Here is a 17,429-nt window from a genome sequence, read left to right as displayed (position 1 = left end):
AGGGTTATTCTTTCACGATTTTATACAAAAAAATAACCTATGAAGAATAAGACAGAAATTGTCAATATTTTCACAAGAAAAACTTTAGGACTTACGCTAGTACTTTCAGCGGCGGCACTGGCTTTTGCACAGGAAAAAGCAGGAGTTTCCGGGACTATTGTCAACAAAAAAAACCAACCGGTTCCTTATGCTTCTGTAACCTTCAGCAATAAAACCAACAAAACATTAAGTGATGCTGTATTGACTGATGAAAAGGGACAGTACAAGCTACAGCTGATGCCGGGAAATTATGATATTACAGTAGAAGCAATTGATTACAAAAAAAGCGTAGTCAGTAAAAATATTGCAGCTGCAGGTAATATCGGGGCCTTATCTATTGAAGCAGAGTCTACCTCTACAGTTGGCGGCAAGACAAATGAAATACAAGGAGTTGTCATCACTGCTGCTGCAACCAAACCCTATAAAGTAGAACTTGATAAGAAAACATATGATCCTTCACAGGATATCGTGAGCAAAGGAGGAAGTCTTCAGGATGTTTTAACCAATGTTCCTTCAGTTTCTGTAGATACAGACGGAACGGTTTCTATGAGAGGAAGTACCAATGTAAAGTTTCTGATCAACGGAAAGCCTTCTGCCCTTCTTGGAATAGATGATGGTGCCAATGCATTGCAGAGTATTCCTGCCGATCAGATCGAAAGAATTGAGGTAATTACCAATCCTTCTTCCAAATTTGAAGCAAGCGGAACTTCCGGTATTTTGAATATTATTCTTAAAAAAAGTAAGAAAGTTGGCTTTAATGGTAGTGTGGTAGGATCTCTTGGATACTTCCCAAGAACTTCACTTAACACCAATCTGAGCTGGAGAAAGAACAACTGGACCTGGTTTGTGAATGGCGGTGGCGGCTACACAGAAAACAAAACCAAAAATAATTCGGAAACTACTTATCACAATATTATTTTTCCGGAAATACTTGCTAATAAACAGCCTAATGATGTTCTTGAGCATCAGCTGCAAAACTCCACCAATAAGACGTATAACAAAAACTATAATGTAAGTGCGGGTTTTGTGTATGATCTATCTGATAAAACTTCAATCAATCTAACAGGATTGGTAAGAACTTTTGAAGGAGACGGAGATGAGCTTCTGGAGACTTATGAGAGTTTTCACAGATTCTTCAAAGATCCAGCAAATCCGAGCGGAACAGCCGGAACATGGCAATTATTAAATCCTTATGGACAAAGGGATTCTAAATCTGTATTTAACAACCTTGCATTTCAAGGAGATTTAGGAATAGATCACAAATTTGATGATAATGGTCAGAATTTATCTGTTTCATTAAGTTTGCAGAGAAACAGAAGCAATAACAATGCGAATATTCTTGAAACTAACGATCTTCTTCCGGATGTACAAGATATAACAAGAAGACATTCTGTAAGCAAAACGATTATCGGGAAAGCAGACTATGAATTACCATTAGGAGAAAAATCTAAACTTGAAGCAGGATATAGATTGGATGTTAATGATAATACTTATGATAACTTCGTAAGCAGTACTTCCAATAACCCTTATATCCCGAACTATAATAATAACACGGATTACAGAGAAATATTCAATGCTTTTTATTTACAGTTTAAGAGTAAAATTGGAGAAAAATTTGCCTATCAGGTAGGATTGAGAGATGAGCTTTCAAATGTTAAGATCAATTACATCAATCAAAACCCTAATGATCCGGCACTTAATAAAACTAAAAACTACAATAATTTATTTCCAAGTGTATTCTTAAGCTATGATATATCTAAGAACAACCAGATTTTAGTTAATTATTCCCGTAGAATAGACAGACCGAGATCTTTCTTTATGGTTCCTTTCCCAAATTACAGCAACAGCCAGAATATTTTTGAAGGAAATATAGATTTGAACCCATCCTATGTAGATTCATTTGAAGTAGGATATAATATTACAAGAAAAAAGTTCACGGTTAACCCTACTTTGTACTACAGACATGCAACTGATGATACTAAAATGCTGGTATACAGACCTGATGAAAGTCTTGGAGTATTCTATACGAAGCCTGTTAATTTAGGAAGTGATGACCGTTATGGATTGGATCTGAACTTTACTTATGATCCATTTGCATGGTTAAAAATCATGGGTAGCCTTGATATGTTCGGATATAAAACAACAGGAATTCAGTATTATGATGCAATAGACCGTGATAAGCAGAAGCAGACCCGTTTCATGGATTTTACAGGAAGTGGTTTCTCTACCAGAGCACGTCTTAATACAACATTCAAGCTAGATAAAACGCTAAGCGTACAACTTCAGGGATTCTATAGAGGAGCTCAGAAATCTGCCAATCAAAATACTCAGGATATGTATGCGCTAAACCTTGGTGCATCCAAGACTATCTGGAAAGGAGATGGAACAATTTCTTTCAATATTCAGGATATCTTTAATACAAGAAGTAGAGAAGTATTCAGTTTCAATGAAGATTATACACGAAGAAACTATATGCAGTGGCAGCCAAGACAGTTTTCTATATCGTTGACTTATAGATTCAAGCAAGGAGAAAAAGTAGATCAACCTAAAAAGAAAAAGGATATCAATTCCAATGCAGCAGGTGATGACCAGCAAGGTGGTCCAATGTAATACAATAAAAATCCCGAAAATTACTTTTCGGGATTTTATTTTTTATGATTGTTATTTTACAGGTTCTGGTTTTGAATCTTTTTCTTTTTCAGCTTCGTAGATTCTTCTTCTCAGGTCGCTGGTGGAAAACCTATGATCTCTTTTGTTATAAAAGAGCTCAATTCCTTTTTCTTCACAATATTTTTTACCTGTAAAATCTCTGTCCATATAATCATCCCCGATAATTCTTACATCAATCACAAATGATTTTAAAATGTCCAACAGATCTTCTTCTGTATAATAAGGAACGATCTCATCAACAGCGTTCACTGCTTTCAGTTGAATATATCTTTCAACAATAGTCTGGCTTGGCTTATTTTTGTTGGGACGATCGTGAGACGGGTCGATCTGAAGTCCTACGATTAAATAGTCACATACCGTTTTAGCTTCTTCAAGCATTTTGATGTGCCCTGCATGCAATAAGTCAAATGAGGAAAATGTAATACCTATTCTTTGTGTCTTCATATTAATTGTAATTTAAAGCTTCGCTGACAATACACTTGTTTTTGAGGGTAAAAAGCAAGATGTTCAGTGAAAATGTTTTGTAATTTTTTATAATTATTTAAAAATTTTTCTTTCATAAGGTAAGGAAAATTTCACAATCACTAAAATTATGAATTCCTTGTATTTAGATACTGCTGCCATTCCCAAACGGTTCTTAAAGACTCCTCAAGAGACGTTTCAGATTTCCAATTGAGCTCTTTCTCCGCTTTTTCAGGGTTGGCATAAGCAATCGTAATATCTCCATCTCTTCTGGCAGAGATCTGATACGGCACTTCTACATTATTAGCTTTTTCAAATGCTTTTACCACTTCCAATACCGACGAACCTTTTCCTGTTCCCAAATTGTAAATATCTATCACTGCCTCAGATGAAGAATCTCCTATCAGTTTCTTTAATGCTGCAACATGGGCCTTTGCCAGGTCAACAATATAGATATAATCACGAACAGCTGTTCCGTCCACCGTTGGATAATCGTCTCCCCAAATGTTCAGTTTCTCTCGTATTCCTGCAGCAGTCTGCATTACATAAGGCACCAGATTATCAGGAACCCCGATGGGTAACTCACCCAATTTTGCAGATGGATGGGCACCGATTGGATTAAAATATCTTAATACCGAAATTTTACGGTGATAAGCTTTTGCAAAATCAATCAGAACCTGCTCACCCATTTGTTTTGTCTTTCCATAAACGCTTTCAGGCATTTTCAATGGTGCATTTTCATCTATCGGCATTACATCAGCTTGCCCGTACACGGTACATGATGAGCTGAAAATAAAGTTGGAGATTCCTCTTGCTTTAAACTCCTGAAGAATATTAATCAACGAAAACAAATTATTCTCATAATAATCTACAGGTTTCAGCTGACTCTCTCCTACTGCTTTTGAAGCTGCAAAATTGATACAGCCATCAATCTGATGGGCATCAAAAACCTGAGTAAGAAGTTCTTTTCTCCTCAAATCAAAAGGATAAAAAGCAGGTTTCTTACCCGTAATTTCCTCAATATTCTTTAAGATAAATCTTTCTGAATTGGACAAATCATCTACAATAACAACTTCGAAGCCATTATTGATAAGTTCTACAACAGTATGAGAACCAATATATCCAAGCCCTCCGGTAACAAGTATTGTCATTCTTTCTATTTTAATTCGTTGTGTTTTTCTTAATCTTTGTGTTTTCCTATACTTTCTATTTCATTTATTTCTATGTCTTCTTTTTCATTAATCTTATTAAGATAAAAGATATAAAAAATGATAAAACCAATAACTCCTGTATTAAAAGTAATTACAAAGTTATAATATGAGTTATTAACATAAGTTTTAATCAGGGTATATTCGGCATAACAAACCAAAATAAAGATCATTACAGCAAAAAAATTGAGAATAACCTTTGTATGTTTTATTTTGAAATAAATAATTAATCCTGAAATTAAATTTATAACAATATAAAAAGAGTATTTTGCAATGTTTTCAAAAATACTCTCTTTATAATATGTTGAGTAAGATGAGGAATTGTAAGAATTCAATGTATTTATTATATATATTGAATAGAGTCCTACTATAAAAAGGTGAAATCCTAAAAAGAATTTATATTTTCTCCCTTTTAAAAAAAATTCCTTCATACTTATTTTTACCCCATAAACTCAAGCACTGCATCCGTAATATACTTCAGCTGCTCTTCGTCTAATTCTGTATGCATTGGCAAAGAAATTACCTGATCCAAAAGCTTATCGGTATTTACAAAGTCTGCAGCATTACTTTCCTGAAAGTAAGCTTTTTGCTTTCTCAATGCTACCGGATAATAAATCATTGCAGGGATTTCTTTCTCTGTTAAAAACTTCTGAAGTTCGTTACGTTTTCCATTCAGAATTCTTAAAGTATACTGGTGGAATACATGGGTAGAGTTCTCAGCTCTTTTTGGAGTCAGGATATTCGGGTTTCCTTCAAACGCTTCATCATAAAAGTCTGCTGCTCTTCCTCTTGCTTCGTTGTAAGAATCAAGATGAGGAAGTTTTTTTCTCAAAACGGCAGCCTGGATGCTGTCCAAACGGGAGTTTACCCCAACCTCATCATGGTAATATCTTTCATACATTCCGTGGTTTACAATTCCTCTTAAACGGTGTGCTAATTCATCATTATTGGTAAAGATAGCCCCTCCATCTCCGTAACATCCAAGGTTTTTGGAAGGGAAGAAAGATGTTGTTCCTACCGTAGACATTGTTCCTGCCTGCTTTACTGTTCCGTCAGAAAATGTATACTCTGAACCGATTGCCTGAGCATTATCTTCAATAACATATAAATTGTGCTCTTCAGCAATTTTCAAAATCTCTTCCATATTGGCACACTGTCCGAAAATATGTACCGGAATAATTGCTTTTGTTCTTGGTGTAATTGCCTTTTTAATCTGTTCCGTAGAAATAGTGAATGTATCGTAATCCACATCTACCAATACAGATTTTAGTTTAAGCAGGTGAATTACTTCCACTGTTGCTGCAAAAGTAAAATCAGCTGTAATAATTTCGTCTCCTTCTTTCAGATCTAAAGCCATCAGGGCAATCTGTAATGCATCTGTACCGTTGGCACATGGAATCACATGTTTTACTTCTAAATAAGACTCCAATTCATTCTGGAAAGACTTTACTTCAGGACCGTTAATAAATGCCGCAGAATCCATTACATTCAAAACCGCATTGTCTACATCATTCTTTATTTTGTAATACTGACTTTGCAAGTCAACCATCTGAATTTTTTTCATATAATAAATATTTCTGTAAAAATAAGGAATTTAATATCCGATCAAAAATTTTATTGATTTTGTTTTTATCTTTATACAAAATAATCTTATGAAAAAATTTTTACTCTTTTGTTTCCTAACGGGTTACCTTAATGTATCTGCCCAAACAGAACTGGTTTTTGTTTACTTTACAGATAAGCCTAATAAGGCTTCATTTTATGCAAATCCGCCGTCAGAACTCAGCCAAAAATCGCTCAACAGACGTACCACGCTGGGAATTCCGCTTAATGATCAGGATGCTCCTATTGAACAGGCTTATCTCCAGAATCTTCAAAATTTAGGATTTACCGTTACAGATTATTCAAAATGGTTGAACGGAGCAGCGGTAAATGCCACTCCGGCTCAAAAAACGTTGCTGCAGACACAGCCTTTTGTTTTATCCATAGAAAGTTTTGCAAGAAACAGTTCAACTACTGTAAAAATGACACCCGGAAAATGGAAAGACAACGCTAGTATCAATAAAACATTTACTACCTTTAACTATGGTTCCGGTGCAGGACAGATTGATCAGGTTAACATACGTCCCCTTCATCTTGCGGGTTATACCGGAACAGGAATTTCCATAGCAGTAATTGACGCTGGATTTCCAACAGTGAATACAGGAACTGCTTTTTCAAGATTATGGACGGGCAATCATATCAAAGCGTCCTATGATTTTGTTACCAAAAACGCAGATATTTACAATACGGCTCTGAGTACTCACGGTACTGTTGTCTTAGGAGCTATCGGCGGTTATCTGGAAGATACTTTTGTGGGAGCTGCTCCTGATGCCGATTTCTATCTTTACCGGAGTGAGAATGCAGCTGTAGAAGTTCCTGAAGAAGAACTGTACTGGATTGAAGCGGCCGAGGAAGCAGACAGAAAAGGGGTGGAAATCATTACCTCATCATTGGGGTATAACGTTTTTGATGACAGTCGTTACAATTATACTTACGCTGATATGAACGGAAATACTTCTTTCATTGCCCGCGGAGCAGGTATCGCTGCTGAAAAAGGTATTTTTGTTCTTGCCGCTGCCGGTAACTCAGGACAGCAGCCATGGCATTATCTTATGACTCCATCTGATAATGCTAAAGTATTTTCTATCGGATCCGTAGATTCTTCCGGAAATGCATCCGGATTTTCTTCTTTCGGGCCCAACTCACTTGGGGTGGTAAAGCCAGACGGAAGTACCCAGGGAACCGGCACAACAACTGTTTATGATAATGCAACCGTTATCGTAAACGGAACTTCTATTTCTACTCCTATTGCTGCAGGAGGTGTAGCATGTCTTATTCAGGCATTTCCAACGATGAACAGAGAACAGATGAGAACAAGGCTAAGACAAACCGCTTCACTTTACCCTGCCCATTCGGATCAGATAGGCTATGGAATTCTTAATTTCGGAAGTTTATATAATCTCGTTCTGAATACTTCTGAAATTGTAAAAAAAGAAAAATTTTCTATATTCCCAAATCCTGCTAAAAACATCCTGAATGTAGCATCGGAACAGGAAGTTCAATCCTTAGAAATCTATGATAATCTGGGAAGATTAATCAGAAAAAGCAACAACCAAAAATCTATAAAAGTAGAAGATTTTGCAAAAGGGACCTATTATCTGAAAATTCAGACGAAGGATAAAGTTTTGTATGAAAAATTCTTAAAAGAATAATTTTTTATTTCCCTCAGATTGTGCAGATTGATTACAACATAAACATCTGTGCAATCTGTGGGAGATATATTACTATTTTTGGTTGTATTACAACATAAAAACAAATTTGAGCTAAAGCTCCTTGAACGGTTTATAATAAAAAAAACGAGCTAAAGCCCGTTTCTATTGTTGATTATCATTTCGTTATAGTCATTCTTATTTTAAAAATAGCTTATGCCGAGTTTCTGCTCGCATTGATATTCCCGAATAAAGAACGGGTCACCAGCTTTTCATACGCTTCTTTGTTTCCTTCTCCTTTCTGAATTTTCATCAATGCATACTGTTGTATACTCAACAATGGAAGCACAATTTTCTCACGGATCTTCACAGATTTTCTGGATAGCGGATCTTCTTCCTGAAGCATTTTAAATCCTGTCAGTTCCAGCATAATATCTCTTGAAAGTTCATATTCATCGAAAAGAACATTCCAGAATGCTCCGAACTTCGGATTGCTTTTAATGTAATAGGTCAAAGGGAAATAAGACTTGTTCATACTCATCATCGAGTTCAGAACTAAAGTTTTAAAGAAATCTGAACCTTTATACAGTTCTCTTACTTCTTCAAATCTTCCCTGCTCTTTCATCTTTTGCATAGCATATCCAAAACCAAAGAAACCTGGTACATTCTGCTTCAGCTGTGACCAAGATCCCACAAATGGAATCGCTCTAAGGTCTTCAAATTTCAGTTCATTCCCATTTCCTCTTTTTGAAGGACGGCTTCCGATATTGGTTTTCCCATAATATTCAAGTGTACTCATTTCCTGAAGATAAGGAACAAACATGGGGTGCGCTTTTAAATCTGAATATTTTTGGTAGCTGATATCTGCCAATTCAATAATCAGAGCTCGCTCTTTTTCGGTAAGTTCTTTTTTGGCATTTTTGAATACATCATTTTCAACTCCGGCTGTCAGAAGCTGTTCAAAGTTGTATTTCGCCTGTTCTTTATTTCCAAAAATACTGGTAATTGTCTGTCCCTGGATTGTTAGTTCTATCTTATTATTGGCAATTGTTTTCCCCTGAGAAGCATAGAAGTCATGGGTTTTACCTCCTCCTCTGGCTGGCGGTCCTCCTCTACCGTCGAAGAATACGACTTTAATATTATTCTGCTCGGAAAGTTGAGTGAGTACTTCTTTTGCTTTATAAATTTCCCAGTTGGCTTTTAAATATCCTCCATCTTTAGTTCCATCAGAGAATCCAAGCATAATGGTCTGCTGATTTCCTCTTTTTTCAAGGTGCTTTTTATAGACAGGATTGTGATAAAGCTCATTCATTACATTCTCTGCATTGGCAAGACCTTCCATGGTTTCAAAAAGCGGAACAATATCCATGTTGATATCTTCTTCTTTATAACCGCAGACTTTAAAGAACGCATATACATTCATAACATCTTTTACTGCGTCGGAATTCGAAATAATATATCTGTTCATTCCTCTCAGCCCGTTCAGATTCTGAATATCTGTAATCTGTGAAACCGTTAACAAAGTATCTTTTACAATATCTTCAAAATCATCGGCATTTATTTTCTCTGAAACCTCAATTAGTTTGTTGAATTTCTGATCATAATCAGCATCACCATTTCCATACACCTTTGCATATACCTCATCAATAACTTTCTGATGAATTCTACTGTCCTGACGAATATCCAGGGTTGCAAAATGAGTTCCAAAGATCATCACACGATCTCTGAAATTGACCAAAAGATCCAGAAATAAAGAGTTATGTTCGTTGATTAATATTTTTTCCGCTTCAGCTGCTTTCTTTAAAATATCCTCCGCTTTAATACTTTTCCCATCAAAAATTGCAGCATACAGCTCTTCACTTAATTCCGTTAACACTTCAGAAACACCTCTGAAACTCAATCTTCTTCTGATGAATTTCAAATGACTGTAATAGGATTTCAGAATAGCTGAACGAAGTTCCTCCGCTACTCTTTTTGTTACCTCTGCTGTTACAAAAGGATTTCCATCTCTGTCACCGCCTGGCCAGAAGCCAAGCTGGATAATATCTTCATGAAGGTGAAAATGCCCGTTCCCGAAAGTCTTTTTGATCTTCGTAAACAGTTCACCAATGGTATCATAATAGACATACCTCAGATAAGAAATAATACTCAACGCTTCATCTATAGGAGTAGGTTTTTCTTTATTGACAAAAGGAGTCTTTCCCAACTGCTGCAGAAGCATATCAATCTGCGTTACCGAATCCCCGGTAATAGCCCCTCTCAAATCCTGAATAATTCTCTGTACAGAACTTGGATAAAACTGAGTGGGGTGAGCCGTAAATACAACCTTTACGCTAAAATCTTTTAGCTTTTCGCGGACTTTTTCAATCTTATGATCCTGAAAAGAACGTTCAAAGAGATTCGTTACTGTACCATTATCACTTTCAGAATGGAGGTTGGGAAATGCAGCATCTTCAATACTGTCAAATAAAACTACCTGTCTTTCTATATACTGAATGATCTTGAAAAGCAGTTCCAATTTCTGCTCTTCGTTCTGGAGATAGGTATGGTTTTTAAAAAATTCTTCGACGATATCTTCAGGTGTTTTTCCTGATTCATAACCGGTTCTGCTTTCTTCATAAAGAAACGGAAGCAGCATTCCGATATTCGTCATTTTATCATAAGGCAGGCTCATAAATAATGAATTGTAGATCTGGAACTTATTTTCCACAATCTGCCTGAATTTTTCTGCGCGTTGGTCATGTATCATACTAACAAATGTAAGAGATTTTAAAATGAGTTGGATTGACAAATGACAAAAATTGAGGTAGAAATGCAAAAAAAATAATATTAATTTTATAAATACTTTTGCAGAATAAACACATAAGTTAACGATGAACCATTTTTGGAAAAGATTCAATTTAATGATTCTTTTTTAAATTTTAATTTCTTTATTAGGAACATTTTACAACCACATTTCATTTGGTTGGGGTTTGGGAGATCTAATAGGATATGCTATTTTATACTTAACAACAATAATCCACTTAATCTTCACTTTAATTTTTAGAAAAAAAGTGACTCATTTCATACCATTCTCTCTTTGATATTTTTAATTCAAACTATTATCATTGGTTTGAAAGATACTATTTGGCGAAATTCTGAATATCATTGGAACGGAATTTTTTTTATGAATCTCCTGTAAATTAAGTTTAAAATGTATCTTCGCCAAAAATTTAACAAAAGATGAAATTCGGAATTATTTTTTATGCTATTTTAGGAATCTTAGCTTTATTCATAGGTATTTATTTACTTCAGTATTTTATTCTTCTTTCTATTATTTTTTTCATTGGTGCATTTATCAATGTAGTTTTTATTCATAAAGAATATTCTCTTCATAAAAATGATAAAATTGAATATACTGATAATTCAGTTCCTGATGAAATTATAGTCAAGTATTCGCAATCGGGGAGAATTATCGCTATTGCTACTTATAGCATATTTGTAATTCTGGGGCTATTTTTTCTTTTGGGACTTAAGTTCAAATTCAATGGAACCGCAATATTTGTTTTATTAATACTCCTTGGATCTACTGGTTATTTTATTTTTAAAATAATTTCAGAAGTCAAAAAATTGTCACAAATTATCATCTCCATCAATGGAAAAGGAATTCGAATAAAAAATAATTCGAGGTATTTGTGGAATGAAATTCAACTTGAAAAGATTATTGTAAAACGTTTAGTAAGCCGTGAATCTAAACATGATTACAAACCTGAAGTAAATTATTTATACTTTTTTCACAACAACGAAAAAATAGAAATCAACATTGATGATTTTAATATTACAGATTATCAGCTTGCACAGGTTTTGAAAATATTTAGAGTCCGTTTTAATAATTCAGTTTTACTATAATTTTGATTACAAAACATTAATAACTAATTTTACTCTTCACACCATCCATAATCCATGAAAAAAACATCCCTATTCCTCCTAGCAACGCTTCTGTTCATTTCTTGTGAAAAAGATTGCTACAATGCACCATTACCCATTATTTTTGAGTTTGTAAATTCCAACAATGAAAATCTTATTACCAACGGGACATTAACTACCTATTCAATTCAGGATGAAAATAATGTTGGTGTACAATTATCCAAAACATCCGATAACAGAGTTCTTTTAGAAAACGTAGGTGCCTATAATGGAACAAAAAAGTATAAATTCTTTTCTAATATTAAAGATCTGGATTTTTCCATACAATCATCAGAATTTAAAGGAGCTTGTGATGGCTATCAAATCAATAAATTAACATTTACAGGCATAGGGATTGATGTAACTGATGAAAAAGGGTATTATAAAATTGTATTGCAATAATTCTCTTTCTTAAATTTGCACTGGAAACACATTCTCTATGAAAGTAATCATCGCATTTTCCCTTATTCTTTCCAATCTGCTTTACTGCCAGATCAAAGTTCCTGATGATTATAAAAAAATCCCTGATATCCTCGATACTGTCGATTATCTCTATCCTTTCATTGTGCCTAATAAAGAGTATGCTTACTGGCGTGTTCTCAGTAATGATTCAGATTATGAAAAAGCAGTGATCTACGAAAGTCAGGCTCCTGAATTTATGACGATCAATGAACCTGTTCCTGAAAAGGGGTTTTTCCAGAAATGTATTGGTAACAACTGCTTTTCATACATTCTGGCTTGTAAAAACGAAAGATCTGTCTATTTTTCCAATGAACAGCAATTAAGAGATTTTATTGGAACTGTTGATAATCTTCCAGAGGCTATTCTGCTGGCAAAAACTTATGGATATTCTGTTGACACAAGCAACCGCTTTACGGGAGCGTATAAAATTGAAGACCGTCATATTTCCATGTATTTGATGCAGTCTAAGGGCTGTCCGGCTGTGAAAGGGTCTTTTTTCATTAAAATCAACAGAAAAACCGGAAAACTGGAAGCGAAAAGTAATGGTATTTATTCGAAGGATGAAAACTGTTCATCTTTGTAAATGATCCTTGAAAAATACTACAATTGAAAATCTTATATTTTAAACCATTAAGTTTTTTTAAGGTGAAAAGATTAGTTAAGGGAAATAGCTGAGGCTATTTTTTAGCGATGCACTTCATACTTCCATTAAATATGCATCTTAACTACCTTTATTATGTTCATTAAACTTAATGGTTTAATTTTTAATAAATTAGTTTTTAAATATTAATTGCTCCCTGTCCGGATGCAATCAGATAAGCTTCTTTCAAGGTTTCAGAATAGGTGGGATGAGCATAAGAAATACGGAACATATCTTCCGCGGTCACCTCATATTCCTGAGCAATAACCCCTTGAGCAATCAAATCAGCTGCTCTGGCACCAATGATGTGAACACCCAGAACTTCCCCATATTTCGGATCTACCAATACTTTGGCAAACCCATCCATATCCATTGAAGCTCGGGCTCTTGCGCTGGCAGAAAACGGGAATTTTCCTACATTATATGCAATATTATTTTGTTTCAGAGATTCTTCCGTATACCCTACTGATGCTACTTCCGGCCACGTATACACCACTGAAGGAATACGGTTATAATGAATATGACGTTTTTGTCCATTAATAGTTTCTACCACAAAAACGCCCTCTTCTTCAGCTTTGTGAGCCAGCATTGCTCCACCAATAACATCTCCGATTGCATAGATATTGGATGCTGAAGTCTGATTGTTTTCATTCACTTTAATAAAACCTCTCTCATCAACCTGTACATCTGTATTTTCAAGACCGAGACCTTTTACGTAAGGACTTCTTCCTACCGCAACCAAAATATAATCAGCTTCCAGTTCTTCTTCTTTTCCGTTTTTATCTTTAAAGAAAACTTTAGCTGCAGAGTCTTCATTCTTGGTTTTATAAACAGCCTGATTAAGACGGATATCAATCCCCTCTTTTTTAAGAATTTTCTGAAGGTTTTTTCCTAGTTCATGATCCATATTCGCAATCAGGTGATCGGCATATTCCAATATGCTTACCTTCGTTCCCATACGATTGAAAATAGAAGCCATTTCCACCCCTATCACTCCACCGCCGATAATCACCATAGATTCCGGTTTTTCCTGCAAAGACAATGCTTCTGTGGAAGTAATAATTCTTTTTTTATCAATCTCCACTCCCGGAATAGTTGATGGTTTTGAGCCTGTTGCAATGATATAATGTTGAGCAGCAATCTCTTTCATCTCAGATTCGTTGACAATTCTTATCGTAGAATTATTGACAAAGCTTGCTGTTCCTTTTAACTTTGTAATGTTATTTTTATTCATTAAAAAATCCAGACCTCCGGTATTTTTTGAAACCACATCTGCTTTTCTCCTGTACATTTGGGGAAAATCCAGTTCTACAGTATCCAGCTTAATCCCATGTTCCTTGAATTTATGCTGTGCTTCTGCATAATGGTGGGTACTGTCTAATAAAGCTTTAGTCGGAATGCAGCCCACATTGGTACATGTCCCTCCCAATGTATCATACTTTTCTATAATCACTGTTTTATACCCCAGCTGAGCACTTCTTATGGCAGCCACATATCCTCCGGGTCCTGAGCCAATTACGGCAATATCATAATGATCCATTTGATTTATTAATTTTTTATGATTAAATTTACTTGCAAAATAAAAGCAAAATTAAAACAAACGCTTTCAATTTGCAAGTATTATTTTAAAATTAACAAAATGAGCAAAAAAAGATCAGACTGCCCGATCAGCTGTTCACTGGAAATGTGGGGTGACAAATGGTCTCTGCTAATCATAAGAGATCTTATGCTGAAAAAGGAATGTACGTATGGTGAATTCCTCAAGGCAGATGAAAAAATAGCGACCAACATTCTGGCTGCAAGGCTTCAAAACCTTTTGGACAATAGAATCATTGATAAAAAAGACCATCCGGACAGTAAGCTGAAAATTCTTTATTTTCTTACTCAGAAAGGGATTGATCTTATTCCTGTTATTGTAGAAATCAATCTTTGGGGAGATCGATATCTGACTATTCCTGATGACCGGAAAAAACTGTTGGAAGAAATTAAAAAGGACAAGGAAGATTTTATACAAAGAGCCAAGGCGTATCTTTCCTCTGAGGTGTAATCTATTTGAGACAGAAATCCTTTGAGGAATATTGCCCATTGTTTCAGAACAGCTCGCAGCAATAGTTTTCATAAAATTGAATAATAGCAATTTTAAAATTTCATTAACTCACTTTTCCTTTTTCATTCCGTAAATTTGACTTAAAATAAATTTAGAACAATGCTTAATTTCGAGTTTAAAAACCCAACAAAAATACTTTTCGGGAAAGGCGAAATCGCTAAAATTTCCAACGAAATTCCTAAAGACGCAAAAATATTAATGATTTACGGTGGCGGAAGCATCAAAAATAATGGTGTCTACGACCAGGTAAAAGAGGCTTTGAAAGATCATGAAGTATATGAATTTGGAGGAGTTCCAGCCAATCCTGAATACGAAATTTTAATCAATGCCTTAAGCTTTATTAAAGAAAAAAATATTACTTATCTTCTTGCTGTAGGTGGAGGATCTGTGATTGACGGAACAAAATTCCTTTCCGCAGCAGCCAATTATGATGGTGAACCGTGGGAGATTCTGAGAAAATCGGTAAGAACATTTGAAGGACAGGGAATGCCTTTCGGAAGTATTTTAACACTGCCCGCAACCGGTTCGGAAATGAACTCAGGTTATGTAATCTCAAGAAGAGAAACCAATGAAAAGTTGTCTTCGGGAGGACCAGGACTTTTCCCGCAGTTTTCTGTACTGGATCCGGAAGTGATCAGATCTATTCCAAAAAATCAAATCGTGAACGGAATTACAGATGCCTATACCCATGTTTTGGAACAATATATGACGGCTCCTTCTTCTGCTGACCTGCAGGAAAGAATTGCAGAAAGCATTCTGATCAGTCTTCAGGAAACCGCCCCTAAAGTATTGGCTGATGATTTCAACTATGATGCTGCCGGAAACTTTATGTGGTGCTGTACAATGGCTCTGAACGGATTGATCCAGAAAGGGGTGATTACAGACTGGGCAGTACACGCTATGGGTCACGAACTGACAGCCTATTTTGGTATTGACCATGCAAGAACGCTTGCGATTATCGCTCCTTCTCATTACCGTTACAATTTCGAAGATAAAAAAGGAAAACTGGCTCAGTATGCTGAGAGAGTTTGGGGCATCAAAGATGGAACAGTAGAAGAAAAAGCAGAACTGGGAATCAAAAAAATGGAAGAGTTCTTCCATAGCCTTCATATCAAAACCAGACTTTCCGAATATACAGAAGATTTTAACGGAACTGCTGAAAGGGTAGAAAAAGCCTTTACAGACAGAAACTGGCTAGGTCTTGGAGAGTATAAAAAACTGTCTCCACAGGATGCTTATAAGATTGTAGAAATGAGTTATTAATGATTTCAGAAGCTCGAGATATGAGGTTTGAAGGGTAAGTTTCAAACTCAAAATATACAGCCCGAAACCCACATCCCGCATTGTAAGTCTTATAAAATTATTTAATTTACAAACATTCGTTTAAAAATTCGTTATTTCATTATAGATATTTCAAATTTATTTATATTTTAGCATATTCTTAAATTTGTGAAAATGAAAAAACAGCTACTTTTATTTGCCTTTTCTGCCCTGGCGCTTACTTCTTGCAAAGATGACAATCTTGAAGCTTATGATATGGACATCATGAAGGGAGATTGGAAGGAAGTTAAAAGGGAAGTAATTTCCGGAAAAGATAATAAAACAGTGCTTTATACTGAAACTTTAACAGGATGTGCAACCAAAAATACTCTTTTCTTAAGAACAGATTATTATGTAAGCTACACTGCGTATACGGGAACAGGTGCCGACTGTACTCCAGCCCCGAAAACTGAAGGAAGATATACTTACGATGCTGATTCAAAAGTGATAGGAATTAAACTTGGTGACGAAGCTTCTGTAAGCTATAGAGTTGATGTTTTAACAAACAAAGATTTTAAACTGGCTCAGCAATCAGGAAACTTTGATATGAATGGAGATAAAATTCCTGATATCACTTACGTTACCTACAAAAGATAAATCATAAACTCCCGCTAATCGGGAGTTTTTTTATTACTTTTATAGCTAAATTTAAAACTGAATATAATGAAGAAGATTCTAACAGCATTTCTATTGCTGTGTTTTACTATTGTATTTTCTCAGGAAAATAAACCAATGTTCTGGCAGGACATCCAGGAGTTCAAAAAACAAGACCAGCAAAATCCGCCGCAAAAGGATGCTATTCTATTTCTGGGAAGTTCATCATTCACCAAATGGACTGATATAGCAGATTACTTTCCAGGCAGAACAATCATCAACAGAGGATTCGGGGGATCAAGGCTTACAGACCTTAATGATTTTGCGAATGATCTTTTAGCTCCTTATCAGCCTAAACAGATTATTATTTACTGTGGTGAAAATGATTTTGCAGATAATCACCAGCTTAAAGCAAAAGTGGTTGTTGACCGATATAAAGCCTTCTACAAAAAAATACGTGAGAGATTTCCTGATATTGAAGTAGATTATATCTCGATCAAATACTCGCCGAGCAGAGAAGTAATCTGGCCTCAAATGAAAATAGCCAACAAAAAGATTGAAGCTTTTATGAAAAAAGAACCTAACGCAGAATTTATTGATGTTACTAAAGCAATGGAAGATGCTAACGGAAATGTAAGAAAAGATATTTTTGTAGAAGATATGCTTCATTTTAAGCCGGAAGGATATAAAATCTGGACAAAGGTGATTACTCCTTATCTGAAATAAAAATT

General features: G+C 35.3%; 15 protein-coding genes. 9 read left to right on the top strand and 6 right to left on the bottom strand.

Annotated elements, in window-relative coordinates:
- Positions 1-39 precede the first annotated feature (39 nt).
- Complete coding sequence (locus LKL37_RS02720) at positions 40-2,649, top strand: TonB-dependent receptor domain-containing protein (protein ID WP_431609068.1); 2,610 nt, start codon at positions 40-42, stop codon at positions 2,647-2,649.
- Positions 2,650-2,700: 51 nt separating this feature from the next.
- On the opposite strand, the gene LKL37_RS02715 is transcribed toward LKL37_RS02720, so the two are convergent.
- From LKL37_RS02715 to LKL37_RS02700, 4 genes are all read right to left on the bottom strand, one after another.
- Positions 2,701-3,153 (bottom strand): adenylyltransferase/cytidyltransferase family protein, encoded by a 453-nt coding sequence (locus LKL37_RS02715; RefSeq protein WP_431609067.1) that lies wholly within the window; start codon positions 3,151-3,153, stop codon positions 2,701-2,703.
- A gap of 146 nt (positions 3,154-3,299) precedes the next feature.
- Positions 3,300-4,322 carry a UDP-glucose 4-epimerase GalE gene (gene galE / locus LKL37_RS02710; protein ID WP_431609066.1) on the bottom strand — a complete coding sequence of 341 codons (1,023 nt, stop codon included), beginning with the start codon at positions 4,320-4,322 and terminating at the stop codon, positions 3,300-3,302.
- Positions 4,323-4,351: 29 nt separating this feature from the next.
- Positions 4,352-4,810 (bottom strand): hypothetical protein, encoded by a 459-nt coding sequence (locus LKL37_RS02705; RefSeq protein ID WP_431609065.1) that lies wholly within the window; start codon positions 4,808-4,810, stop codon positions 4,352-4,354.
- Positions 4,811-4,818: 8 nt separating this feature from the next.
- Positions 4,819-5,943 (bottom strand): DegT/DnrJ/EryC1/StrS family aminotransferase, encoded by a 1,125-nt coding sequence (locus LKL37_RS02700; RefSeq protein ID WP_431609064.1) that lies wholly within the window; start codon positions 5,941-5,943, stop codon positions 4,819-4,821.
- Positions 5,944-6,031: 88 nt separating this feature from the next.
- Here LKL37_RS02700 and LKL37_RS02695 point away from each other — a divergent pair, with 88 nt between their 5' ends.
- Positions 6,032-7,633, top strand: a complete 1,602-nt coding sequence (locus tag LKL37_RS02695; RefSeq protein ID WP_431609063.1) for a S8/S53 family peptidase — start codon at positions 6,032-6,034, stop codon at positions 7,631-7,633.
- A 211-nt stretch (positions 7,634-7,844) separates the two neighbouring features.
- Here LKL37_RS02695 and LKL37_RS02690 read toward each other — a convergent pair whose 3' ends face one another.
- Complete coding sequence (locus tag LKL37_RS02690) at positions 7,845-10,379, bottom strand: phosphoenolpyruvate carboxylase (RefSeq protein WP_431609062.1); 2,535 nt, start codon at positions 10,377-10,379, stop codon at positions 7,845-7,847.
- Between the two features lie 473 nt (positions 10,380-10,852).
- On the opposite strand from LKL37_RS02690, the gene LKL37_RS02685 reads away from it, so the two are divergent.
- Genes LKL37_RS02685 through LKL37_RS02675 form a run of 3 tightly spaced genes read left to right on the top strand, consistent with a single transcriptional unit; the run spans position 10,853 to position 12,620 of the window.
- A complete protein-coding gene (locus tag LKL37_RS02685) occupies positions 10,853-11,518 on the top strand; it encodes a hypothetical protein (RefSeq protein ID WP_431609061.1) in 666 nt (221 codons plus the stop codon).
- Between the two features lie 54 nt (positions 11,519-11,572).
- A complete protein-coding gene (locus tag LKL37_RS02680) occupies positions 11,573-11,977 on the top strand; it encodes a hypothetical protein (RefSeq protein ID WP_431609060.1) in 405 nt (134 codons plus the stop codon).
- A 37-nt stretch (positions 11,978-12,014) separates the two neighbouring features.
- Entirely contained in the window at positions 12,015-12,620 is a 606-nt protein-coding gene (locus LKL37_RS02675) for a hypothetical protein (protein WP_431609059.1), read from the top strand.
- 196 nt (positions 12,621-12,816) lie between these two features.
- Here LKL37_RS02675 and lpdA read toward each other — a convergent pair whose 3' ends face one another.
- Positions 12,817-14,217, bottom strand: coding sequence for a dihydrolipoyl dehydrogenase (lpdA, locus tag LKL37_RS02670; RefSeq protein WP_431609058.1), 1,401 nt, complete (start codon positions 14,215-14,217; stop codon positions 12,817-12,819).
- A 99-nt stretch (positions 14,218-14,316) separates the two neighbouring features.
- Between lpdA and LKL37_RS02665 the strand changes: the two genes are divergently transcribed.
- The 4 genes from LKL37_RS02665 to LKL37_RS02650 all read left to right on the top strand — a co-directional run bounded on the left by LKL37_RS02665 (position 14,317) and on the right by LKL37_RS02650 (position 17,424).
- Entirely contained in the window at positions 14,317-14,724 is a 408-nt protein-coding gene (locus LKL37_RS02665) for a winged helix-turn-helix transcriptional regulator (RefSeq protein ID WP_431609056.1), read from the top strand.
- A 159-nt stretch (positions 14,725-14,883) separates the two neighbouring features.
- The gene (locus LKL37_RS02660; RefSeq protein ID WP_431609055.1) at positions 14,884-16,047 is read left to right on the top strand and encodes an iron-containing alcohol dehydrogenase; all 1,164 of its coding nucleotides are present in this window, start codon (positions 14,884-14,886) and stop codon (positions 16,045-16,047) included.
- 192 nt (positions 16,048-16,239) lie between these two features.
- Positions 16,240-16,701, top strand: a complete 462-nt coding sequence (locus LKL37_RS02655; protein WP_431609053.1) for a lipocalin family protein — start codon at positions 16,240-16,242, stop codon at positions 16,699-16,701.
- 66 nt (positions 16,702-16,767) lie between these two features.
- Positions 16,768-17,424, top strand: a complete 657-nt coding sequence (locus LKL37_RS02650) for a GDSL-type esterase/lipase family protein (protein WP_431609052.1) — start codon at positions 16,768-16,770, stop codon at positions 17,422-17,424.
- Positions 17,425-17,429 lie beyond the last annotated feature (5 nt).

Origin of the sequence: Chryseobacterium sp. 'Rf worker isolate 10' (genome assembly GCF_050753305.1) — a bacterium.
In the GTDB taxonomy this organism is placed as follows: Bacteria; Bacteroidota; Bacteroidia; order Flavobacteriales; family Weeksellaceae; genus Chryseobacterium.
The sequence above is the reverse complement of the archived record's forward strand: the minus strand, read 5'-3'. Positions and strand labels throughout refer to the sequence as shown.